This window comes from Teichococcus oryzae (assembly GCF_008386565.1).
In the GTDB taxonomy this organism is placed as follows: domain Bacteria; phylum Pseudomonadota; class Alphaproteobacteria; order Acetobacterales; family Acetobacteraceae; genus Pseudoroseomonas; species Pseudoroseomonas oryzae.
This window is the reverse complement of record NZ_VUKA01000005.1, coordinates 150,218-171,264: the sequence shown is the minus strand read 5'-3', so window position 1 is coordinate 171,264 and position 21,047 is coordinate 150,218. Positions and strand designations below refer to the sequence as shown.

Sequence of the window (21,047 nt, the reverse complement as noted above, 5' to 3'; positions counted from 1 at the left end):
GCTCAACCCTTCCGGACGTTCCAGAAGAAGGCGGCGGAGCCCGGCAGGATGCCGGTGACATTCTCCCGGTAGGCGGTGCGGGAGAAATACTGGCCGAGCGGCAGGCTGGGCACGTCATCGAAGGCCACGCGCTGGATCTGGTCCATCAGCCGGCGGCCATCCTCGGGCGTCGCGGCGTCCAGCCATTCCAGGGTCAGGCGCTCCATCTCGGCGCTTTCATACCAGCCGGTCCAGCCGGTGCTGCCCTGGCCACGGATGGTGGCGTTCATCGCCGGGTTGGCGATGGACACGCTGGGCCAGTTGGTGTGGTAGATGCTCCAGCCGCCCTTCTCCACCGGCTCGCGCGACAGGCGGCGCTGCAGCACCGAGCCCCAGTCCATTTCCTGCAGATCCACCTTGATGCCGATCTGCCGCAGCAGATCCGCCGTCAGCAGCCCATGCGGGGAGATGGAGGGGTAATCGGCCGGGTTCAGGATCACCGCCGTTTCGCCATTGTAGCCGCTGTTCTTCACCGCCGCGCGGGCGGCGTCCAGGCTGGCCGGCATGTCCTGAACCCCGGCCTCGGTCACGTCCGGCAGGCCGCAGGGGAACATGGCGCGGCACTGGCGCCAGCCTTCGGGGTCCTCGCCCACGATCGAGCGCATGTAATCCTCCTGCCGCAGGGCGGAGAGGACGGCGCGGCGCAGCTTCGGATTGTTGAAGGGCGGCTGCAGGTGGTTGAAGCGGGCGTGGGCGATGAAGCCATAAGGGTCCTGCCGCTGCACGGTGATGCCGCGCCGCCGCGTCAGGGTCGGGATCAGGTCGGGCAGCGCCTGTTCCCACCAATCCACCTCACCGGCCTGGAGCGCGCCCGCCGCCGTCGCGGGGTCGGGCATGATGATCCATTCGATGCGCTCCAGATGCGCCTGCTTGCCGCCGGAGGTCCATTCCGGCGCCCCGTCGCGCGGCCTGTAGTCGGCGAAGCGGGCATAGACGGCGCGGCTGCCGGACACGAACTCGTCCGCCACGAAGCGGAACGGGCCGGAGCCGATCATCTCCGTCACCGGCTTGCTCGGGTCCGTCATCGCCAGCCGCTCGGGCATGATGAAGGCGGGTGAGGAATGCGGCTTGCCGATGGCGTCCAGCAGGCGCGGGAAGGGGCGCTTCAGGCGGATGCGGATCGTGCGGTCATCGGCGGCCTCGAAGGCTTCCACGGCGGCGCCGAGGGTCTGGCCGAAGGTGTCCCGCTTGCTCCAGCGCGTCAGGCTCGCCGCGCAATCCTGGGCGCGCACCGGCTCCCCGTCATGGAAGCGCAGCCCTTCGCGCAGGCGGATCAGCCAGGTGAGCTTGTCCTCGGACACCGTGGCGCCTTCGGCCATCTGCGGCCTGGCGCGCATCTGGGCATCAACGCCGTAGAGGGTGTCGAAGACGCAATAGCCATGCGTGATCGTCACCGCCGCCGTGGTGAAGACCGGGTCCAGCGTCGAAAGGTTGGATTGCGGCACGAAGCGCAGCGTGGCCGGCGTGGAGGCGCGCGCCAGCTTCGGCGCGGCCAGGGGCAGGAGCAGCGCCCCCGAAGCTTGCAGAAGGCCACGGCGGCCGAAGGTGCTGGACTTCATCTTTCTCGACTTTCTGGGTCCTGGCGGGCCGGGCGCCATGGAACGCGCCCGGCCCGCCGAAGCTGAAGGGAGCGTGGCCCCCGGATGGCGCCGGCCCTTGTCAGATCCCGGCGAAGCGGCGCACCACATTCTCCAGCATCCGGGAGACGGGGCCATCGAAGGCGGTTCCGTTCCACAGGCTGCCACAGAATGTGATGGAGCCGACAGCAAAGACTGAACCGCCGCCCGGAACGTCGAAGATGATGATCTCCGCGCGCTTCAGCGCCTCCGGGCTCTCCCCCGTCACGGTCGCGATATGGGAGAGCAGTTCCTCGGGCACCGTGACAAAGGAGGCCGGCGGCTGTTCCGACCGCGCCAGGATCACGGTGCCGGGCGGCGTGCCGAGGCGCGGGTCGGCGCGGTCCAGCTCGAACCCCGCCGCCCCGCCGCCAGACAGGCCGTAGTCGCCGATGATCTCGGGCACGCCCTCGAAGATCCAGGCATGACGGGGGTCCTCGGAGGCCGGCAGGCGGCGGTAGAAGGTGCCTTCGAACAATCCCTGTGCGCTGAAGCCGAGGCCCACCAGCGCCTGGGGCGGCCGGCGGTTGCGCCGCCACAGCCCGCCCAAGGCGCCGTCGAGCTGGTGGTAATATTCGCCCGCTTCCGCCGCCCAGGCGCGGATGCCGCCCTCGGCGCGGCGGATCTCGATGACATGCGGGCGGGCGGGATCGCGCGCGATCCGCCAGTAGAAGCCGTTGCCGCCGAGGTAGCACAGCTTGCCGCCATGGTCGCGATAAGCCGTCAGCGCATCCAGCATCCGGCCGGTGTGGTATTCCGGGTGGGAACCGGTCAGGACGGTGCGGTAGGGCGACAGCAGCGCCTCGCCCTCGTCGTCGAGGTCCTCGTCGGTGACGACGTCGAATTCGATGCCGCGCGCTTCCAGCCAGGCGAGCAGGTGGGAATCGGCGGGATAATGCCGCAGCCCGGAACCCTTCGCGTCGTTGAAGGTCAGGAAGCCCGGCCGCATCGTCAGGATCGGCCGCAGCCGGGAGGAGAGCGAGATGCCGCTGTTGTCAGGATGGCGATTATAGGTCGAATGGCTGAAGGCCGGAACATCGTCCGGGTTGTGCGGATAGGCGCCCCAGGCGGCGACGCGTTCCTTGTAGGCGGCATCGGCATTGCCGCGCGCGTGGTTGGCATAGGCCTGGTAGGTGAAGGTGGAGGCCAGGAAGGCCACCGGGGCATGCGGCCCGTCCCGGCGCGGCAGGATGTAGAAGGGCAGCCAGTCCTCGCCATCCTCGCAGGTCAGATGGAAGGCATAGGCGCCGCTGCGCATCCCCTCCGGCACGTCGAAGGCGAAGGAGGGCGCCCAGCCGCAATCGCTGAGGTTATCGGCATGGAAATGGATGGCGGCGTATTCCGCGGGGGCGTGGCGCCAGCAGGTCTCGTTGCCGGTCCAGGCGGCGCCGACCACCCCGCGCGTGGGAAGGTTGATCAGGCTGCCATGCAGCGCATCCGGGCCGGTATCGGTGACCTGCTCGGTGGTGATGCCGTCCGAAAAATCCCAGCGGGCGCGCAGGCTTTCCGCCGGAGCGGCGAGGTGGAGGGGATCGGGCCAGGATTCGACAAAAGCCGCCGCCACCAGCGGGTCCTCGACCTTGCCGGTGAAGTGGTCGCGCGGTGCCGAGGCATCCCGCGCGGCGAAGGTGATGGCGGTGATGGGCGCGGCCCCGCCCGCCGCAGCCTGTGCCGTGACGGCCACGGCGCCCGGCGCGCCCAGCGGCGCCTGGCCCAGCACCACCCGCCCCGTGGCTGGATCATGCGACAGCCAGAGGCGGTACCACACCGCCGGCCGCAGCGGCATGTCCGTGCGCAGGCGGGTGGTGGTGGTGCCAAGGGTGATTTCGGCCTCGGCGCCCTCGGCGCCCGCGCGGATCACGATGCTGTCCGACCCGCCCTCGGCGGCCAGCACCGTGGCGGCGGGCAGTTCCGCCAGCAATTGCACCAGAACCGCCCAGCAGCGCGACTGCCCGGCCTCCAGGCGCGGGCCGCCTTGCACCAGCCCCCAGGACCCCAGCCGCACGGGCTGGTGGTGGCCGTCGAAATGATGGTCGAAAGCCTCCGGAACGGGCCGCAGGTCCAGGCCCGGCCCCGCCGGATTGGGGTCGGCCGAAACCACCCGCACAATCCGCGCGCGGCAGGGGCCGGGGTGGCGCAGGCTGACATGCGCGGTGATCTTCTCGCCCGGGCGGCGGGAGAAGCGGTCGAGATAGCCTGTGACGGGCGGCAGCATCCCCGTCATGCCCGGCGCAGGTTCCAGGGCACGGGGCGCGGCCCTTCCAGCATGCCGGTGAGCGACTTGCGGTAGGCGGTGCGGATGAAGAACTGCCCCAGCGGCACGGTCGGCACGTCGCGGAAGGCGAGCTGCTGCATCTCGTCGCCGATCCGCATGCGCTCCTCCTCCGTGGCCACGGAAAGCCAGCGCGCATTCATGGCTTCCATTTCCTTGCTTTCATACCAGCCGGTCCAGCCGCCCTCGCCCTGGCCGCGGATCAGCGCGTTCTGGCTGGGGGTGACGATGCCCATGCCGCTCCACCAGACCGGGAAGATGTTCCACCCGCCCTCGGAGGGCGGCTTGCGCTGCACGATGCGGCCGAGGACGCTGCCCCAATCCGTCGAAACCAGCTCGGTGTTGAAGCCGATGCGGGTCAGCAGGTCGTGCGCGATCAGCCCGAAGGGCGCGATGGAGGCGAAGTCCGAGGGGTTGAGAAGAACCACCTTCTCCCCCGCATAGCCGCTTTCCTTCAGCAGGGCGCGGGCGCGGTCCAGATTCGCCTCCGCCATCGGATCGGGCGAGGAAGCGCGGCCATAGGGCGTGGTGCAGGGAAAGAAGGAATGACAGACATTGTAGGCTGTCTCGTCGCTGTTGGTCACCGCGCCCATGAAGTCGGGCTGGTGGATGGCGGCGAGCACGGCCTGCCGCGCCTTCGGATTGTTGAAGGGCGGATGCAGATGGTTGAAGCGCAGCACGCCCATATAGCCGGCCGGGTCGCCATTCGCGATGGTGATGTCGCGGCTGCGGCGCAGCACGGGAATCAGATCGGCGCCGACCTGTTCCCACCAATCCACCTCGCCGGCCTGAAGGGCGGCGGCGGCGGTCGCCTGGTCGGGCATCATGATCCATTCGACGCGCTCGAAATGCACCACCTTGCCGCCGGAGGTCCATTCCGGCGCTTCCTGCCGGGGAACGTAGCGGTCGAACTTCCGGTAGGCGGCGCGGCTGCCGGGGACGAATTCATCGGCCGCGAAGCGATAGGGGCCGGAGCCGATGACCTCGGTGAAGGGCTTGGTGGCTTCCGTGTTGCCGATGCGCTCCGGCATGATGAAGGCGGGGCTGGTGCCGGGCTTGGCCAGGGCGTCCAGCAGCAGGGGGAAGGGGCGGGACAGGCGGATCACCAGGGTGCGGTCATCCGGCGTCTGCCATTCGGCCACGGCATTGCCCAGGGTGCGGCCGAAGGTGTCGCGGCTGCACCAGCGGCGCAGGCTGGCGGCGCAATCGCGCGAGCGCACCGGCTCCCCGTCATGGAAGAACAGGCCTTCCCGCAGGCGGATGGTCCAGGTCAGGCCATCATCGGACACGCTGTGGCCCTCGGCCATCTGCGGCTTGACCCGCATCTTGGCATCCATACCGTAGAGCGTGTCATAGACGTAGAAGCTGTGGTTCACCGCGACGCCGGCGAGGGAGGCCACCGGATCGGTGATGGACAGCGCGGCCTGCGGCACGAAGCGCAGGATGCGCGGATCGGCGCGCTGGGCGCGCGAAAGGGACGGCGCCGCGAGCGCCGCGCCCCCGAGCAGGAGCGCGCCGCGGCGCGTGATCTTCTGACGCATAGCCTGTTCCCCTGTCTGCGCGGGACTAGCGGAGTACGCCTTCGGCCCGCAATTCGGACGCATAGTCATCCAGAACGGCGCCAAGCCGTTCCGCAAGGATGTCGATCTCATCTGGCGTGATGGTCAATGGCGGAGACAGCATCAGCCAGTCGCCATAAGCCCCGCGCGAGGTGCGGCGGCAATAAAGCGCCAGCCCGTGCCGCAGCGCGAGCTGCTTCACCCGCTCCGGCGCCACCTTCTCCAGCGGGATCATCTGCTTGCTTTGCTTGTCGGCGACCAGCTCCACGGCCATCAGCAGCCCCTTGCCGCGGATGTCGCCGATCAGGGGGCTCTTCGCGGCCAGGGCTTCCAGCCGCTGGCGCAGCAGATCGCCCATCCGGGCGGCGTTGCCCACCAGGTCGGCTTCCTCGACCTCCCGCAGCACGGCGGCGCCGACCGCGCAGCTCATCACATGCGCGTTGTAGGTGAAGCCATGCATGAACCCGCCCGCCGCGGCCACCACCCGGACCATCTCCTCCGACACCAGCGCGGCGCCGAGCGGCGCGTAGCCGGCGGACAATCCCTTGGCCAGCACGGCGATGTCGGGCCGCGCGGCCGGCCAGTGATCGGCCGCCAGGAAGCGGCCGGTGCGCCCGGCGCCACTCATCACCTCGTCGAAGATCAGCTTCACGCCATGGCGCGTGCAGATCTGCCGCACCGCCTCGTAATAGGAATCCGGCGCCACCAGCGCGCCGGTCGCGAGGCCGCCCACCGGCTCCATGATGAAGGCCAGCACCGTGTCCGGCCCTTCGCGCAGGATCGCCTCCTCCAGCGCGGCGGCGCAGGCACGCGCATGGCTTTCAACCGTGTGATTGGGCGGCAGGCGGTAGCCCAGCGGCGCGGGCACGCGCGGCACCGCGCGCATCAGCGGCCCGAAGATCTCATGCGCGTGCTCGTCGCCCGACACGGCGAGGGCGCCGAGCGTATTGCCATGATAGCCGGGCTGCCGGCCGATCACCTTCCAGCGCGAAGCCTGCCCGGTGACGACAGCATGCTGCCGGGCGAATTTGATGGCGCTTTCCACCGCTTCCGACCCGCCGGACACGATAAAGGCGCGGTCGAAGCCCGGCCCGGCGAGGCGGGCGAGGCGTTCGGCGAATTCCAGGTTGGCCGCGCTTTCGAACTGGCTGGGATAGGCGAACACCGCCTGTCGCGCCTGCGCCTCCATCGCGGCCAGGATGCGGGGATGGCCATGGCCGAGATTGCTGGCGACCGGCCCGGAGGAAGCGTCGAGATAGCGGTTGCCCTCGGTGTCGATCAGCCAGATGCCCTCGCCCCGCGCGATGCGCGGCAGGGGCGACGCGCCGGGCGGGCGCGTGAAAGCCTGGAGGCCGAAGCCGATACCGGAAGAACCCCGCGCGCCATCCATCGAAAGCCCCCCATTCCCCATCCTGTTGTTTGACCATGGGCGTTCGTCGCGCATACGGCCCGGCTGCATCGAGTTGAACGCACTCTTGAGCGCTGCGCAAGAGGCTTCCTCGCGGAAGGCGGCGTTGATATGAGGTCGCCATGCCCGGGAATGTCGGAAGGCCAGGAACGATAGTGTCACGCCAATCCGCGCCGTCCCGCGCCCGCGCCGCGCCGGTCGCCGTGGGGCTCAGCCGGGAAGCGATCCTGGCCGCCGCCCTGGCCGAGATCGACGGCAAGGGGCTGGCCGCCTTCAGCCTGCGCGGGCTGGCCCGGTCGCTCGGCGTCAATGCCAGCGTGATCGTGTGGCATGTCGGCAACCGCGACGCCGTGGTGGCGGAGGTGATCGCCCTGGTGCTGCAGGACAGCGTGCCGCCGCGCATTCCCGGCCAGCCCTGGCAGGACTGGCTGCGCAGCCTGTTCACCCGGTTCCGCGACGCGGTGCGGCGGCATCCCAACACGGCGCCGCTGATCGGCGCCGACGCCGTCTCGAACCTGCGGCCGGACCTCGCGCTGGTCGAGGCCGTGCTGTCCGTGCTGGCGGAGGCGGGCGTGCCGGAGGAGCGGCTTTGCGAAACCTACAACGCCATCCAGGCGGCGCTGGTGGGCTTCGTGACGCAGGAACTGGCCCGCATGCCGACGGAGGATCTGGCATCCTGGCAGGCCGGCATCCAGGCCAACCTGGCGCGGGCCGATGCCGCGCGCTATCCGCATCTGGTGCGGCTGCTGCCTCGCCTGGCGAACCGCGCCTTTATCCTGCGCTGGCAGAATGGCGCCAGCGCGCCGATGGACAGCAGCTTCGAGATTTTCGTGAACTGCATCATCGCCGGGCTGGAGGCATCCCTGCCCGCGCCGGCGCGGGACTGACCCTCCCGGCCGCCGGAAGCCTGCTCCGGCGGGGAGGGGGGTCTCCCGCGAGCCGGAGCGGGGCAGGCGCATGGGGCCATCCCGGTGCGCGAAGGGAAGATGCCCGATTCCCGCCCCCTTCCGGCGGGCCGGGAGGGGCGGGCAACGCCTCCATGGATGCGGGAGGCATCGCCGCGGCGGCGCAGCCGCCCGGGTTTTTCTTGGGGAGCCGGAATGATAAGGTGCCCGGCCCGTTTTTTCGCCCTGGAGAATTTCAGAAAAACAAAGCAAATTCGGATGGAAGGGGACCAAGGGACATAACTGTCAGTTGATTCGCACAAGTGATGAAATTTGATAGCCTTGGTTGCCTTCTCGCAAGGCAGCGCATCAAAACAGGACCTCGCCCATGGCACGCCCCTATCAACCGGCTTCCTCGCAGATCTTTGGCGCGGCTGGCGGCACCCTTCGCGGAACAGCCGGAAATGACGACGTTTACGCCGGCGCCGGCAATGAGATCGTCTATGGGGGCGGGGGCTTCGACTTCATCGATGGTGGTCCGGGCTTCGACATCGCCTTCTTCGACGGCGCGAGCAGCCGGTACAATGTCACAACCGTTGGTGGCGTGGTGGTGGTCGATGACCTCCAGACCGGCACCTATGACTACCTGGTGAATGTTGAGCGCCTCGATTTCAGCGACGCGCAGATCCCGGTCTCGGTGCCGGCCTTCAGCCCGCAGCGCTACACCGCGACGCATCCCGATCTGGCTCTCGCCTTCCGCGACAATTCCGCGATCGGGGCGTGGCATTATGCCGAGATCGGCGCCGCCGAAGGCCGCGCCGCCGCCGGCTTCGACCCGCTGGCCTATATCGCGAGCTATGCCGACCTTTCCGACGCGCTCGGCGTCAATGTCGGCGCCGGCATCAACCATTACGTCCGCACCGGCGTTGTCGAGGGCCGCAGCGTCACCTTCGACAGCTTCACCTATATCGCCAGCAATGACGACCTGATCCAGGCCTTCGGCGCGAATTCGAATGCCGGCTCCACCCACTACATCCAGAGCGGCCGTTTCGAAGGCCGGCCCGTCAACAGCTTCAACGGCCTGGAATACATCGCCTCCCATGATGACCTGATCCAGGCCTTCGGCGCCGATTACGCGAGCGGCACCGTCCACTTCATCACCAATGGCTTCAATGAAGGGCGCGCGCGGGATTCGTTCGACGCGGCCGCCTATCTTTCGAAATATGCCGATCTGCAGCAGGCCTTCGCCGGCAACCTGGATGCGGCGACGGCGCATTACATCAGCTTCGGCTTCAATGAAGGCCGCTCGGACGACCTGATCGGCTGATCCGCGGCGGCAGGGCCAGGCCTTCATCCGAAGGCCTGCGCCACGTCATGCAGCACTGAAAACAGAAAGCCGCCTGCCCCGATCCGGGGCGGGCGGCATTAGCATAGGCATGGCGGCGGGGTTTGGCCCCTGGCCTAGCCGTCCGCGTTGCAGTCCAGAAGATCCTGGATCCTGACACTGGCGGGGTCGGCCGCGGCCCTGGTCTGCAGCCGCACGCAACGGGCGCCGGGCGGCTGGCGGCGCCGGGGATCGAGCGCGGTGGAACTCGCCTGCCAGTCCATCCCCAGCTGCGGCTCGAAAACGCTGGCCGGGTCGAGGCCCAGCGCGACATAGATTTCCCCCAGCAGTGCCGGCGGCAGGCCCAGTTCGCTCAAGGTCGGCAGCAGCAGGCTGGCCGTTTGCAGATCCTGCACCGTCCAGCTGGCGCGGCTCTTGCCGACAAGATCCTCCAGATAGGCCCGGGTCAGCGGGTCGATACGGCGGTCCCGCAGCAGCATGGCGACCCGGGGCGGCATGATGCGCTGCGGCGAAACATCCGCCCCGCGCGGGATCACCGGGCGCAACGGCGGCGGCTCGGCCAGGCGGGGCGCGACCAGGCCCGGAATGGCGCCGCCCGGCACGGCCTGTCGCAGGGATTGGCAGGCCGGGCCGTTGTTCGATGGCCCACAGGCCACGGCGGGAACGCCGGGCTGCCCGGGCAGCGATGGCTGCGCCAGAACCGGCGCTGTCGCCAGGGCCACCATGAGGAAGACAATGGCGGGATCAGCGCGCACCGGCGCCTCCCCGCCCGAATTGCTGGACCTGAATCGAGCCGGCACGGCCGGACTGGGTGATGGCGATGCCGGGCACGCCGCCCGATTGCGCCGCATCGGCGCGAAGCCCGTGGCCGGACTGGCGGATGGCGGCGGAATTGCCGGCGCCGTCCTGCCGGATCGTGGCGCGGTTTCCGGTGCCGGACTGAATCGTCTCGGCGAGGTTGCCGGAGCCTTCCTGGATGATTTCCGCGATATGGCCGCCGCCGCGGGCCAGCAGGCGCTGTTGCGAAACCTGCTCGGTGGTGACGAGGCTGTCCTGGGCAGCGGCCGGCACGGCCGTGAAAGAAGCGAGCAGAGCGAGAAGCTTGCGCATGATGGTCCCCCGAGATGCGCCGGCCAGGATGCCAGGGCGGGCCGGAATGGACCTCAGGGGCGGCATGGCTGCCGCCCCTGAGGAAAGCCGGGGCCGCTGGAGGTGCGGCCCCATCAGCGTCAGCGCTGGTTCTGCACCGCGCGGTTGTTCGTGCCGCCGACCTGCAGGGCGGTCGCGGTGTTGTTGTAGCCGTACTGCGTCTGGAGAACCGTGTTGTACGAGCCGTTAGCAGTCTGGCTGGCGTAGGCAACGTTCTTGGAGTTGTGCTGAATTTGCTGGATCAGGCTCCCCTCGACGTTCGCCTGAACGGCATCGGCCTGATTGGAGTCGCCCTTCTGGTGCTGGATGATGGTGCTGTAGCTGGTCCAGGACTGCTGCGCGCCGGCCCGGTTGTCGCCGCCGTCCTGCTTCTGCTCGATGGTCACGTTGTTGCTGTGGGACTGGCTCGCCCAGGCCTCATTGTCACGGCCGCCCTTCTGCTCCTGCCTGATCGTGCCGTAGCGCACATTGTTCTGCGACGCGTCGGCCGTGTTGCTGCGAACGGACTGCGTCTGGGTGATGTAGGAGTGGCTGGATGCCTCCTGCTTCGCGTTTGCATCCTGGAACGAGCCGCTCTGCGTCTGGCTGATCGCGGAGTTGTCCGAGTGCAGCTGGCGTGCCGAGGCGCTGTTGGAGTGGCTGAGGCTGATGCCGAAGAAGCTGGCGTTCTGTTGTTCCTGGGTGGCCGTGTTGTTGTAGCCGCCGACCTGCTCGATGAAGGCCGAGCTGTTGTCGGAGGCGAAAGCCGCGCCGGACAGGGCGAAGGTCGCGACGGTAGCGAGGAGGAGCTTGCGCATGCTATTTCTCTGAATGGATGTGGGTTGCTGCCTAGGCACCCCGGGGGCTGCGGTTGCCGCCTCCGGAAATCCATCGCGGTCGGAGGGGCATCCTCCCGCCGCGACGCGTCCCCCGGCCATGGCGGGTTGCAGCCCGCCATGGCCGGTTTCTCATAAGCGCCCCGTGGGGCGCGTGCCGTCACTGGCACTGCCGGGCCCGCTCTGCGGTGCCACGGCGGCTGCCAGTGCCGGAACCTCTCCGTCGCGCGTTTCCAGGTATTCCTGGATGACGGCCTGGCCACGCGCCTCGTCGGCGAAGGCCCAGTAGCCCTTCTCGGCGCCTTCCAGGACCATGGCGTGGACCGCCTTCTCGATGGCCTGGCGGACGGCGAGCTGGCGCGGCTCGTTGGTGGTGACGCCAGCCTCGATCTGCAGCAGCTTGTTCCAGCCGACATAGCGGTTGGCCATGCCCTGCAGCCCGACGGAATAGATGGTCTTGTCGGCGGTGACGCTGACCAGCACCTCGCCCGTGGCGATGCTCACGGCGCGGAGATAGATGGACACGTTGTCGCGCCGGTAATCGGTGCTGCCGCCGATGCCCAGGAAGCTGGCGCCGACGCCGCCGGTCAGGACATTGCTGTCATAGCCGATGATCCCGCCCGTCAGCATGACGCCGGCATTGCGCAGGGGCGCCACGGGCGGCAGGCGCTGGCCATCCGGCCCGGGATGCTCGGACCGGTTGGCACGGATGATCTGGCGTTCCTGCAGCAGGTCCGCCAGGCGGTTGCGCTCCAGCACGTTGAACCAGCGATCCGGGCCACCCGCTTCCTTGAGGGCGTTGATCAGGATGCTGGCGCCGCCCTGCGTCACCGCGAAGGAATATTCCGCGAAATTCTCGTTGGGGCGGTGCTGGCCGGTCTGGTCCTGGAAGTTGAACACGGCGACATCCAGCCTGTTGCGCGGGGCGGGCAGGGCGCGGAGTTCGCTGGTGGAATGCGGGCGGGCGCCCAGGCTGGGCCGTTCGGCCATCATGCTGGCGGGGGCGGTGCCGCAGCCGGCGAGGGCGAGAAGGGCGGCGGACAGGGCGAGGGCGGTGCGGAGCGACATTGCGGCGGGCCTCAGTACTGCGGCACGGGAATCTGGATGTTGGTGCGGCCGCCGGTGGTGGCTTCCGTGATGTCGATGTTGATCTGGCCGCCGATGCGGTTGAACTGCACGCTGGTGCCGCCGACGCTGAAGGTGCCGCTGTCGCGCGCGTTCTCGCCCAGGATCTGCTGCCCGACGGTTGCCGCGATCTGGCTCAGCAGGCTGGAGGTGATCTGCCGCTCGAACTGCGCCGCGGGATCGGTGCCGCCAAAGAGCGCGTCCTGCTGCGCCCTCTCCTTCTTGGCTTCCGGGCTTTCCGTGTAACGGAAGTTGTTGGCCCCCGCGAGGCCGAGCAGATAGCTGCCATTCAGCGGGTTGCCGCCAAAGGCGGGGTTCACCGGCTGGTAGACGAGGTCACGCGCTCCTGCCTGGAGCGGAAGGCAGACGGCCATGGCGGCGGCCACAAGCAGGATCCTCATCAGCTCTTTCCCTGGACTGGTTGATGTTTTTTAGACGAATCGCTGAGGAAGACTTAAAACGGATGCAACCGGGGCTGGCAATCCGAAAGTTGCATAAGTTTGCTGTAGGACTTCTCACCTTTGGTTGATGTTCGTTATCGCGCTGTAATTGTTGCGCTTTCGGTTGAAGCCATTTTCAGGGTCCCGCCCGGCAGCGCCAGGGCGCGCCCCGCTCCGTCAGGGGAATCCGGCGGCAAGCGGCTTTTCGGGCTGGGAGGCAGGCGGGGCCTCGGCGGCTGGCGGAACGGCCGCGCCGGCAGCCTGGCTTCGCATGGGGAAAGGGCGCGGCGGCCGGGAAGCTTGCCGCCGTGATCCGGCGGAGATCCTGCTTCCCGGCGGGGTCCTCAGTTCCGCGTGGCCAGGGTGCGTTCCCGCGCGCGGCGCACCCCCCATTCCACCAGGAGCGCGGCGCAGGTCACCGCGATCAGCAGGCTGCTGACGGCGGCGATGGTGGGCTCCACCTCCAGCAGCAGGCTGTTCCAGATCCGCACCGGCAGCGTTTCGGCGCGGATGCCGGCCAGGAACAGCGAGATGACCAGCTCGTCGAAGGAGGTGAGGAAGGAGAAGAGCATGGCCGAAACCACGCCCGGCAGCACCAGCGGCAGCACCACCCGCCGGAACACCCCCATGCGCGTGCAGCCGAAGATCATGGCCGCGCGCTCCAGATTGGGGTCCACCACCTTCAGCGCCGATTGCAGGATGACCAGCACGATGGGCAGGGCCACCACGCTGTGCGCGACCGCGATCCAGGGCTTGAATCCAATGAGCCCGAAGCGCGCGGAAAGGAAGTACAGCGCGATGGCCGTCACCACATGCGGCACGATGAGCGGCATCAGCAGCAGCGCGGTGATGGTCTTGCGGATGCTGAAGGTGCCGCGCGCCATGGCATAGGCGGCGAGGAAGCCGAGCACCGTGGACAGCACGCAGGTCATGGCCGCGATCAGGAAGGAGTTCCACAGCGAGGCCAGCCAGCGCGGATCGCCCAGGAAGCGGACATACCAGCGGAGCGACAGCGTGTCGGGCGGGAACTTCAGGTAACCGTCGCCGCTGAAGGAGGCGATGACGACGATGATGATCGGCGCCAGCATCGCCGTGCACAGCAGCACGACGAGGAGTTGCAGGGCCGCGGTGCGGAGCGTCGGTCCGATCATCGGGCGAAGCCTCCCTCGGCCTTGTCCGAGACGCGGCCATAGAGAGCATAGAGCGCCAGGGTGATGCCCAGCAGCACGATGGTCATCAGCGCGGCGACCGGCCAGTTGTGCGACAGCTCGATCTCGCGCTCGATCAGCATGGCCATCATGATGTCGCCCGGCCCGCCCATCAGCGCCGGCGTGATGAAGAAGCCCAGCGCCAGGATGAAGACGATCAGCGAGCCCGCCGTGACGCCATGCAGGGTGAGCGGCAGGAACACCTTGGCGAACACCGCCATGGGCTTCGCACCCATGCCCTCCGCCGCCTGCAGCAGCCTCTGGTCCACCGCCTTCATGGCGGCATAGAGCGTCAGCACCATGTAGGGCAGCAGCACATAGGTCATGCCGATGATGACGCCGGTGCGGTTGTAGAGCAGGTCCACCGGCTCCGACACGAAGCCGAGGCCGAGCAGGATCTGGTTGATCAGCCCGTTGCGCCCGAGGATCACCATCCAGGCATAGGTGCGCACGATGACGCTGGTGAAATAAGGAATGACGATGCAGAGCAGCACCAGGGAGAAGGCAAGCCCCCTGGCCCGCGACAGCGCGTAGGACAGGGGATAGCCGATGACGAGGACCATCACGGTCACCGTCAGGGCGATGCCGTTGGTGTTGAGGATGGCGCCCAGGATGGCCCGCGAGCCCAGCACGGCCTGGGTTTCGAGCCACACCTCCTCCAGGCTGCCGAGCTCGGTGAGGGATTCCCAGATGAACCAGCCGATGGGGGTGATGAACAACAGAAGCAGGAGCGCCAGGGCGGGCGCGATCAGCGCCCATTTCGCGGCGAGGCGTAGCGGCATCGGCTCACGCCTCCAGAAGCAGGGCGTCGGCCCTCTGCCAGCCGAGGCGGACCGCCTCCCCCGGCTGGCGCAGCACGGTGCCGGACGCGTTGGTGGCGTCGCACAGCACGATCTGCCCGTCGGGCAGCGTCACCTCGTAGCGCACCACATTGCCAAGAAAGGCCGTGTGCCGCACCGTTCCCGCGATCTGGTTGGCCGATGGCGCGCCCCCCTCCGGCAGGATGGACACCTTTTCCGGCCGCACGAAGACCTGCCCCCCGGCGGCCTGCGGCCGGTCGGACGCCACCTCGAACCAGGCGCCGCCGGCGCCGCGCAGCGCGCCGCCCTCGCGCTTCGCCGCAATCAGGTTCGCCTCGCCCAGGAAGCGGGCGACAAAGGCGCTGCCAGGGCGCTCATACACCTCCCGCGGCGGGCCTATCTGGGCGATGCTGCCGCGGTTCATGATGGCGATGCGGTCCGACATGGTCAGCGCCTCCTCCTGGTCATGCGTGACATAGATCACGGTCATGCCCAGGCGGCGGGAGATTTCTTTGATCTCCACCTGCATGTGGTAGCGCAGGTTCTTGTCGAGGGCGCCGAGCGGCTCGTCCATCAGCACCACGGGGGGATGGCCGACAATGGCGCGCGCCAGCGCGACACGCTGCTGCTGGCCACCCGAAAGCTCCCGCGCGAAGCGCTTCTCGAAGCTGGTGAGCTTCACCATCTCCAGCGCCCCGGCCACGCGCTTCGCGACTTCCGGCTTCGGCACCTTGCGCACGTTCAGCGGAAAGGCGACGTTCCCGAACACGTCCAGATGCGGGAAGATGGCGTAGTTCTGGAACACCATGCCGAGGCCGCGGTCGCGCGGCGGCGCGCGCGTCGCGTCCTTGCCGTCGATATGGATGCGGCCGCCATCCGGCAGCGTGAAGCCCGCGATCATCGACAGCGTCGTGGTCTTGCCGCTGCCCGATGGCCCAAGCAGCGTGAAGAACTCGCCTTGCGGAATGGTCAGGGAAATGTCCCTGACCACCGTTTCCGAACCATAGGTCTTGCTGACCGCCTCCAGGCGGACACCCTGGGAAGTGGATGTGCTCATCCGAGAATCCAGCGCGACCACTGGCGGTTGACCCGCTCGCGGTTCGATTCCCACCAGCTCACATCCCGCATGAAGCCGATCTGCTTGGAATTGGGGCCGCCCGGCATGCGCGTCAGATGCTCGGCCGGGACGTGGCCGAAGGCCTTCTGGTTGGTGGGGCCGTATTGCAGGTCCATCGAGTATTTGGCCTGCACCTCGGGCTGCATCATGAAGTCGATCAGCTTCTGGGCATTGGCCTGGTTGGGAGAGCCCTTGAACACGCTGAGCGCCTGGACCTGGATCATGTTCTCGTTCCAGTCGAAGCCGAGGGGCGCGCCCTTGTCGATCAGGGTCTGCAGGCGGCCGTTCCAGATGGAGCCCATCACCACCTCCTGGTCGGACAGCATCTGCGCCGACAGCGCGCCGGTGTCCCAGAACTTGCGGATCTGCGGGCGGATGCGGCTGAGCGACTTGAAGGCGCGGTCGATGTCGATCGGGTAGATCTTGTCGCGCGGCACGCCATCCGCGAGCAGCGCGATCTCCAGATCCGGCTGGCCGGATGCCATGTCGGCCAGCATGCGCGGCCCGGGGAACTTGCCCGCGTCCCAGAAATCGGCCCAGCTCCTGGGGTGTTGCCCTTCGGGGAACCTGGTCTTGTTGTAGGCCAGCACGGTGGAATACACGAAATTGGCGACGCGGGTGTCGTGGCGGTAATCCGCGCCGACATCCTCGGGCTTGCTCCACTTCCAGCTGCCATAGTCGATCGGCGCCAAGGCACCCATGCGGCCCAGCGTCACCAGCGGGCCGTCACCGGTGTCGATCAGGTCCAGCTCCACATTGTTGGCGCGGAACATGGCCAGCAGCTTGGACACGGTGGCCGCCACGGGCATCACGGTGATGCCGGTTTCCTTGGTGAACGGCTCATAAACATGGCGGCGCATGATGTCGTCATAGGCGCCGCCCGGCGTGCGGACGATCACCTGCCCGGCGGCCCTGGCCGGTCCGGCGATGACATAGGGGGCGGCCAGGGCCGCGCCGCCCAGCATGAGGAAGCGGCGCCTGGAGGGTGAAAGGGTCAACCTGTCGTTTCGCATGTCGGAACTCCTGTCAGGTTTCGCGGCGTTGACGGTCAGAAGCGGGTCGCCGAATAGGGCGCGGGATCAATGGCCGTCGGCCGTCCGGCGGCGAGCTGCGCCACGAGCTTGCCGCTGGGCGGCCCGCCGGTCATGCCGAAATGGCTGTGGCCGAAGCAAAGGAACAGGCCGCGATGCCCCGGCGCCGGCCCGAGAACGGGCAGGCTGTCCGGCGTCGAGGGCCGGTGGCCCATCCACAGCCTCGGCTCCTCGGTGCGCAGGTCCGGGAACAGGCGCCGCGCCTGCTCGTGCAGCACCTTGGCGCGCCTTTCGTCGGGCGCGGCCTCCAGCCCGGCGATCTCCACCGTGCCGGCGACGCGGATGCCCTCCTCCATCGGCGTCATCCCGAAATTGCGGCTCTTCTGCAGGATGGGCAGGCGCAGGGAGATGGAGGGGGCGGGCAGCATGGCGTGGTAGCCGCGCTCGGTTTCCAGCGGCACCCGCACGCCCAGCGGCGCCAGCAGCTGGTTCGACCAGGCGCCGCCGGCCAGGACGACCTTCTCCGCCCGGTGGTTGCCCACATTGGTGAAGACCAGCCAGCCACGCCCTTCCTCGGGGATCAGCTTCAGCACCCGCTCGGGGAGCACGGTCCCGCCCTCGGCCCGGAACATCCCGGCCATGGTGCGGAGGAGGCGGGGCGGGCTCACCGTGTGGCCATTGCCGGGGATGAAGACGCCGCGCACCACATCCCGCGCCAGGCCCGGGAACATCTGCCGGAGGTCGTCGGCGCCCAGTTCCTCGCTGCGGATGCCATGTTCCTCGCGCAGGCCACGCTCGATCCGGCCGGTCGCGGTTTCGGTGGTGGAATCCCACATCTGCACCTGGCCGGATTGCCGGATCAGGTCGCGATAGGCCGCGTCCCCCAGCAATTCCTTCCAGTCGTGGAAGGCGTTCACATGCAGGGCGCGCATCGCCTTTGCGACCTCGCGGACCCGCTCCATCCGGCCCGAGCGCACCCATTTCATCAGCCAGGGCGCGGCCTTGGGCATGTAGGCGGGGCGGATGGACAGCGGGCCGAGCGGATCGTTCAGCCAGCCCGGCACCTTGCGCAGCATGCCCGGCAGGGCGATCGGCACCACCGTGTCGGCCGACAGCAGGCCCGCATTGCCGAAGGAGGCGCCGCCCGGGGAAGGCAGGGGGTCGATCAGCGTGACGGACTGCCCCATCCGCAGCAGGTTCAGCGCGGCGGACAGCCCCGCCACGCCGCCGCCCACCACGATAACGCCGGAGGGCGCCTCCGCCGCCATGTCACGCGGCTCCCAGATGCGCCGTGGCGATCATCTCGATGCGCATGCCGGGCGCCAGCAATTCCTTGACCACCACGGTCGCGCGGCAGGGGAAGGGCTCGGTGAACACGTCGCGCCACACCGCGTTCATGGCGGGCGCGTCGGCGCCGTCCACCAGGAACACCTGCACCATCATGACATCGGCGAGCGAACCGCCCGCCCCTTCCATGGCGATCCGGAGGTTGTCCAGCGTGCGGCGGGTCTGCACCGTGATGTCGCCCTGGACGATCTCGCCGGTGACGGGGTCCTTCGGGATCTGCGCGGTGAGGACGAGCGGCCCCTTGCGCACCACGCCGGAAATCGGCCCCTTGGAAGGAACCAGGCCGGTCTTGACGGCTTCGAACATGCTCAGTCTCCGATGTCGTTGATGATGAGGCCGCGGGGAAAGCGGGTCAGGCGCTCGGGCCCGTCTTCCCGCACCAGCACGGTTTCGCTGATCGAGGCGCCGCCGGCCGAGGCATAGATGTGGAAGACCATGCCGGCCTCGACCTTCCACCCGGCGCCGGGATGCAGAATGCGGGTGAAGTCGCTGGTGCGCGGCGTTTGCGGCGCGTAAAGCCCCAGCGTGTAGCCGGTGATGTTGTCATAGGCGGGCCGCAGGCCGGTGCGGATCACGCCGTCCCGCAGGATGGCATCCACATCGGCGGCGACCGCGCCGGGCCGCAGCGCGGCGATCTGCTCGTCCTGCAGCGCGACCAGCGTGTCCGCCGCTGCCGCCAAGCTGGCCGCCGGCCGGCCGAGGCTGACGCAGCGCATGATGCGGGCGCTGTAGCCGGCGATGCGCGGCGTCAGCTCGATATGCACCACGTCGCCGGCGGAAAGCGGCACGTCGCTGAGATGGCCGTGCAGGAAGTCCCAGCCGGTTCCGGCGCTGATCGGGCCGGGCGGGCTCGGATCGGCGCCGAGCTCCACATAGGCCGAGACGGCGATGCGGGCTGCGTCGCGCTGCGTGCCGCCGGGGACGCAGGCGGCGGCGGCGCGGCGCAGTGCCTCGTCGGCGACCGCCGAGCAGCGGCGCAGCAGCCCGATCTCGGCGGGCGACTTGATGAGGCGCAGCTCGTTCACCATCGGCCCCATATCCACCAGCTCCATCCCCGGCAGCGCGGCGCGCAACTGCCCGAAGCGATGGACCGACATGGCATAGGAATTGAAGTCGAGGCCAAGCCTCGCCCGCGACAGGCCCCTTTCGGCCAGGGCGGCGGCGAGAACCGGCATCGGGTCCTCCCAGTCGCGATAGGTCGGGATGTCCTTGATCCAGGTGCGCTGCCGGCATGGCGCGGCGTCGAGGGCGCGGATCAGGAAGAAGGGCTCGGCATCCAGCGGCACCACGACGCAGCGCCAGCGGTTGAGCGAGCTGCCATAGCCCGACAGCCAGGTCATCGCCTCGATCTCGTCGAGCAGGGCGACGCCGATGCCGGCGGCCTCCATGCGGTGCCGCAGCGCGGCGAGCCGGTCGGCGTATTCCTTGGTGGGGAAGGGCGTGTTGTCCATCACGGCCGCGCCTTGGCGGGGGCGGAGCGCCAGCCATCCATCCGGTCCCGGAGCTGGTAGGAAGCGCCCACCAGGGGCAGGAACCAGGGCCGGCCGGAATAGCCGGGCATGGTCGGGAAGGGCATGCGGGAAAAGGCGGAAGCGCGGTTGGCGGCGCCTAGCATCTGCCGCGCCGCGCAGCGCCCGAGATGCGTCATGGTGACGACGCCGCTGCCATTGCAGCCCAGCGCGTAATGGACGCCATCCTGCTGGCCCACATGCGGCATGTAGTCGAAAGCGAAGGCGACATTGCCCTTCCAGCCATGGGTCACGCGCATGCCCGCCAGGTCCGGCATCAGCCCGGTCAGGAAGCCGTGCAGCCGCGCCGCGGAGCGGGTGGCGTCGGCATCGAGGAAGCTGGCGCGGCCACCGAACAGGATGCGGGTGAAATCCGGCGAAGGGCGGAAATAGTAGAGCACCTTCTTGGTGTCGCCATAAACGCGCAACCGGGGCAGCAGGGCGCGCACGCGCTCCTCGCCCAGCGGCTCGGTCGCGATCATGTAGCTGGCGACGGGCACCAGGCGGCGGCGGTGCCAGGGCGTCGCCTCCGCCGTGTAGCCATTGGTGGCGACCATGACCTGCCCCGCCGACACCTCGCCGAGGCTGGTGCGGACGCGGTGCCGGGCGCCGTCCTTTTCCAGCCCGGTCACGGTGACGCCGCCGCGCAGCCCGGCCCCCAGCCTGGCGGCCGCCTTGGCCAGCCCCTGGACGTAAAGCCCCGGATGGAGCGACCCCGCGCGCTCGATCAGCAGCCCGCCATGGTAAAGGTCGGTGGCCACTTCCTCATGGACGCGGCCCCGCTCCAGGATGGTCGCGGTGTCGCGGCCGGTGCGGTTCAGCATCTCCGCGCGCCGCTTCAGCGTGTCCAGCGCCTTGGGCGCATGCGCGCCGACGAAGCGGCCGGTCCTGCGGAAGAAGCATTCCACGCCTTCGCGCTGAAGAAATGTCTCGAACTCGTCGAAGGAGCTTTCGGCCTCCTCAACCATCTCCTCCAGCAGCCTGGCGTCGAGGGTGTGCAGGTCCGAGCGGGCGCGCCCGAGGCTGCCCGCCCCCGACAGCGCCCCGCCATTGCGGGAGGAGGCGCCCCAGCCGATCGCCTCGCGGTCCAGGACCAGGGCTTTCACCCCGCTCCGGCCCAGCTCGATGGCGGTGGACAGCCCGGCGATGCCGCCGCCGATGATCACGACATCGGCCGTCCCGGGCAGGGGCTGCGGGCTGCCGGCGGGCGGCGGCGGGGCCAGCTCCCACCAATAAGGCCGCTCAACGAAATCGGGGGTGAAAAGGTCTGGTTTCATGCTCACGCCGGAACTCTGGCATGCGTCCGGCGCGGGCCACCATCCCAACTCCGGTTATGCGGCCCAGCGCTGGTTATGCCGGGGAGTTTGCGCCCAGGGGAAGTCAT

Annotated in this window: 19 protein-coding genes; 2 read left to right on the top strand and 17 right to left on the bottom strand. The window is 68.8% G+C overall.

Translation table 11 applies throughout. The features are described 5' to 3' along the window. Positions 1-2: 2 nt before the first annotated feature. The 4 genes from F0Q34_RS12580 to F0Q34_RS12565 form a co-directional block, all read right to left on the bottom strand. A complete protein-coding gene (locus F0Q34_RS12580; RefSeq protein WP_149812570.1) occupies positions 3-1,598 on the bottom strand; it encodes an ABC transporter substrate-binding protein in 1,596 nt (531 codons plus the stop codon). A gap of 100 nt (positions 1,599-1,698) precedes the next feature. Next, the gene (locus tag F0Q34_RS12575) at positions 1,699-3,879 is read right to left on the bottom strand and encodes a N,N-dimethylformamidase beta subunit family domain-containing protein (RefSeq protein ID WP_241665462.1); all 2,181 of its coding nucleotides are present in this window, start codon (positions 3,877-3,879) and stop codon (positions 1,699-1,701) included. Then, positions 3,876-5,468 (bottom strand): ABC transporter substrate-binding protein, encoded by a 1,593-nt coding sequence (locus F0Q34_RS12570; RefSeq protein WP_149812569.1) that lies wholly within the window; start codon positions 5,466-5,468, stop codon positions 3,876-3,878. The genes F0Q34_RS12575 and F0Q34_RS12570 overlap by 4 nt, the downstream gene beginning before the upstream one ends. Positions 5,469-5,493: 25 nt before the next feature. After that, positions 5,494-6,876 carry an aminotransferase family protein gene (locus tag F0Q34_RS12565; protein WP_149812568.1) on the bottom strand — a complete coding sequence of 461 codons (1,383 nt, stop codon included), beginning with the start codon at positions 6,874-6,876 and terminating at the stop codon, positions 5,494-5,496. A 173-nt stretch (positions 6,877-7,049) separates the two neighbouring features. Between F0Q34_RS12565 and F0Q34_RS12560 the strand changes: the two genes are divergently transcribed. Further along, positions 7,050-7,781, top strand: a complete 732-nt coding sequence (locus F0Q34_RS12560; protein ID WP_161600867.1) for a TetR/AcrR family transcriptional regulator C-terminal domain-containing protein — start codon at positions 7,050-7,052, stop codon at positions 7,779-7,781. Positions 7,782-8,166: 385 nt separating this feature from the next. Further along, the gene (locus F0Q34_RS12555) at positions 8,167-9,105 is read left to right on the top strand and encodes a hypothetical protein (protein ID WP_149812566.1); all 939 of its coding nucleotides are present in this window, start codon (positions 8,167-8,169) and stop codon (positions 9,103-9,105) included. A 134-nt stretch (positions 9,106-9,239) separates the two neighbouring features. On the opposite strand, the gene F0Q34_RS12550 is transcribed toward F0Q34_RS12555, so the two are convergent. The 13 genes from F0Q34_RS12550 to F0Q34_RS12490 form a co-directional block, all read right to left on the bottom strand. Then, entirely contained in the window at positions 9,240-9,878 is a 639-nt protein-coding gene (locus F0Q34_RS12550) for a hypothetical protein (protein WP_149812565.1), read from the bottom strand. Continuing rightward, complete coding sequence (locus F0Q34_RS12545; protein WP_161600866.1) at positions 9,868-10,233, bottom strand: hypothetical protein; 366 nt, start codon at positions 10,231-10,233, stop codon at positions 9,868-9,870. The genes F0Q34_RS12550 and F0Q34_RS12545 overlap by 11 nt, the downstream gene beginning before the upstream one ends. A 119-nt stretch (positions 10,234-10,352) precedes the next feature. Continuing rightward, positions 10,353-11,069 (bottom strand): hypothetical protein, encoded by a 717-nt coding sequence (locus F0Q34_RS12540; RefSeq protein WP_149812563.1) that lies wholly within the window; start codon positions 11,067-11,069, stop codon positions 10,353-10,355. 150 nt (positions 11,070-11,219) lie between these two features. Next, a complete protein-coding gene (locus F0Q34_RS12535; RefSeq protein WP_149812562.1) occupies positions 11,220-12,155 on the bottom strand; it encodes a CsgG/HfaB family protein in 936 nt (311 codons plus the stop codon). Positions 12,156-12,166: 11 nt separating this feature from the next. Continuing rightward, the gene (locus F0Q34_RS12530; protein ID WP_149812561.1) at positions 12,167-12,613 is read right to left on the bottom strand and encodes a curli assembly protein CsgF; all 447 of its coding nucleotides are present in this window, start codon (positions 12,611-12,613) and stop codon (positions 12,167-12,169) included. Positions 12,614-12,996: 383 nt separating this feature from the next. Then, positions 12,997-13,803 (bottom strand): ABC transporter permease, encoded by an 807-nt coding sequence (locus F0Q34_RS12525; RefSeq protein ID WP_149812560.1) that lies wholly within the window; start codon positions 13,801-13,803, stop codon positions 12,997-12,999. Continuing rightward, a complete protein-coding gene (locus F0Q34_RS12520) occupies positions 13,800-14,642 on the bottom strand; it encodes an ABC transporter permease (protein ID WP_149812559.1) in 843 nt (280 codons plus the stop codon). Before F0Q34_RS12520 ends, F0Q34_RS12525 begins: the two co-directional genes overlap by 4 nt. Positions 14,643-14,646: 4 nt before the next feature. After that, on the bottom strand, positions 14,647-15,717 hold the full coding sequence (locus tag F0Q34_RS12515; protein ID WP_149812558.1) for an ABC transporter ATP-binding protein: 1,071 nt from the start codon (positions 15,715-15,717) through the stop codon (positions 14,647-14,649). Continuing rightward, positions 15,714-16,790, bottom strand: coding sequence for an ABC transporter substrate-binding protein (locus tag F0Q34_RS12510; RefSeq protein WP_149812557.1), 1,077 nt, complete (start codon positions 16,788-16,790; stop codon positions 15,714-15,716). The genes F0Q34_RS12515 and F0Q34_RS12510 overlap by 4 nt, the downstream gene beginning before the upstream one ends. Positions 16,791-16,825: 35 nt before the next feature. Then, complete coding sequence (locus F0Q34_RS12505) at positions 16,826-18,076, bottom strand: NAD(P)/FAD-dependent oxidoreductase (RefSeq protein ID WP_149812556.1); 1,251 nt, start codon at positions 18,074-18,076, stop codon at positions 16,826-16,828. Position 18,077: 1 nt separating this feature from the next. Then, on the bottom strand, positions 18,078-18,461 hold the full coding sequence (locus F0Q34_RS12500) for a RidA family protein (protein ID WP_149812555.1): 384 nt from the start codon (positions 18,459-18,461) through the stop codon (positions 18,078-18,080). A gap of 2 nt (positions 18,462-18,463) precedes the next feature. Next, positions 18,464-19,606, bottom strand: coding sequence for a M24 family metallopeptidase (locus tag F0Q34_RS12495; protein ID WP_149812554.1), 1,143 nt, complete (start codon positions 19,604-19,606; stop codon positions 18,464-18,466). Next, entirely contained in the window at positions 19,606-20,940 is a 1,335-nt protein-coding gene (locus F0Q34_RS12490) for an NAD(P)/FAD-dependent oxidoreductase (RefSeq protein ID WP_149812553.1), read from the bottom strand. Before F0Q34_RS12490 ends, F0Q34_RS12495 begins: the two co-directional genes overlap by 1 nt. Positions 20,941-21,047 lie beyond the last annotated feature (107 nt).

Coding starts and splice junctions, on each gene's coding strand:
- F0Q34_RS12580 (WP_149812570.1), bottom strand. CDS start 1,598: ATGAAGTCCAGCACCTTCGGCCGCCGTGGCCTTCTGCAAGCTTCGGGG.
- F0Q34_RS12575 (WP_241665462.1), bottom strand. CDS start 3,879: ATGACGGGGATGCTGCCGCCCGTCACAGGCTATCTCGACCGCTTCTCC.
- F0Q34_RS12570 (WP_149812569.1), bottom strand. CDS start 5,468: ATGCGTCAGAAGATCACGCGCCGCGGCGCGCTCCTGCTCGGGGGCGCG.
- F0Q34_RS12565 (WP_149812568.1), bottom strand. CDS start 6,876: ATGGATGGCGCGCGGGGTTCTTCCGGTATCGGCTTCGGCCTCCAGGCT.
- F0Q34_RS12555 (WP_149812566.1), top strand. CDS start 8,167: ATGGCACGCCCCTATCAACCGGCTTCCTCGCAGATCTTTGGCGCGGCT.
- F0Q34_RS12545 (WP_161600866.1), bottom strand. CDS start 10,233: ATGCGCAAGCTTCTCGCTCTGCTCGCTTCTTTCACGGCCGTGCCGGCC.
- F0Q34_RS12540 (WP_149812563.1), bottom strand. CDS start 11,069: ATGCGCAAGCTCCTCCTCGCTACCGTCGCGACCTTCGCCCTGTCCGGC.
- F0Q34_RS12535 (WP_149812562.1), bottom strand. CDS start 12,155: ATGTCGCTCCGCACCGCCCTCGCCCTGTCCGCCGCCCTTCTCGCCCTC.
- F0Q34_RS12530 (WP_149812561.1), bottom strand. CDS start 12,613: ATGAGGATCCTGCTTGTGGCCGCCGCCATGGCCGTCTGCCTTCCGCTC.
- F0Q34_RS12525 (WP_149812560.1), bottom strand. CDS start 13,803: ATGATCGGACCGACGCTCCGCACCGCGGCCCTGCAACTCCTCGTCGTG.
- F0Q34_RS12520 (WP_149812559.1), bottom strand. CDS start 14,642: ATGCCGCTACGCCTCGCCGCGAAATGGGCGCTGATCGCGCCCGCCCTG.
- F0Q34_RS12515 (WP_149812558.1), bottom strand. CDS start 15,717: ATGAGCACATCCACTTCCCAGGGTGTCCGCCTGGAGGCGGTCAGCAAG.
- F0Q34_RS12510 (WP_149812557.1), bottom strand. CDS start 16,790: ATGCGAAACGACAGGTTGACCCTTTCACCCTCCAGGCGCCGCTTCCTC.
- F0Q34_RS12505 (WP_149812556.1), bottom strand. CDS start 18,076: ATGGCGGCGGAGGCGCCCTCCGGCGTTATCGTGGTGGGCGGCGGCGTG.
- F0Q34_RS12500 (WP_149812555.1), bottom strand. CDS start 18,461: ATGTTCGAAGCCGTCAAGACCGGCCTGGTTCCTTCCAAGGGGCCGATT.
- F0Q34_RS12495 (WP_149812554.1), bottom strand. CDS start 19,606: ATGGACAACACGCCCTTCCCCACCAAGGAATACGCCGACCGGCTCGCC.
- F0Q34_RS12490 (WP_149812553.1), bottom strand. CDS start 20,940: ATGAAACCAGACCTTTTCACCCCCGATTTCGTTGAGCGGCCTTATTGG.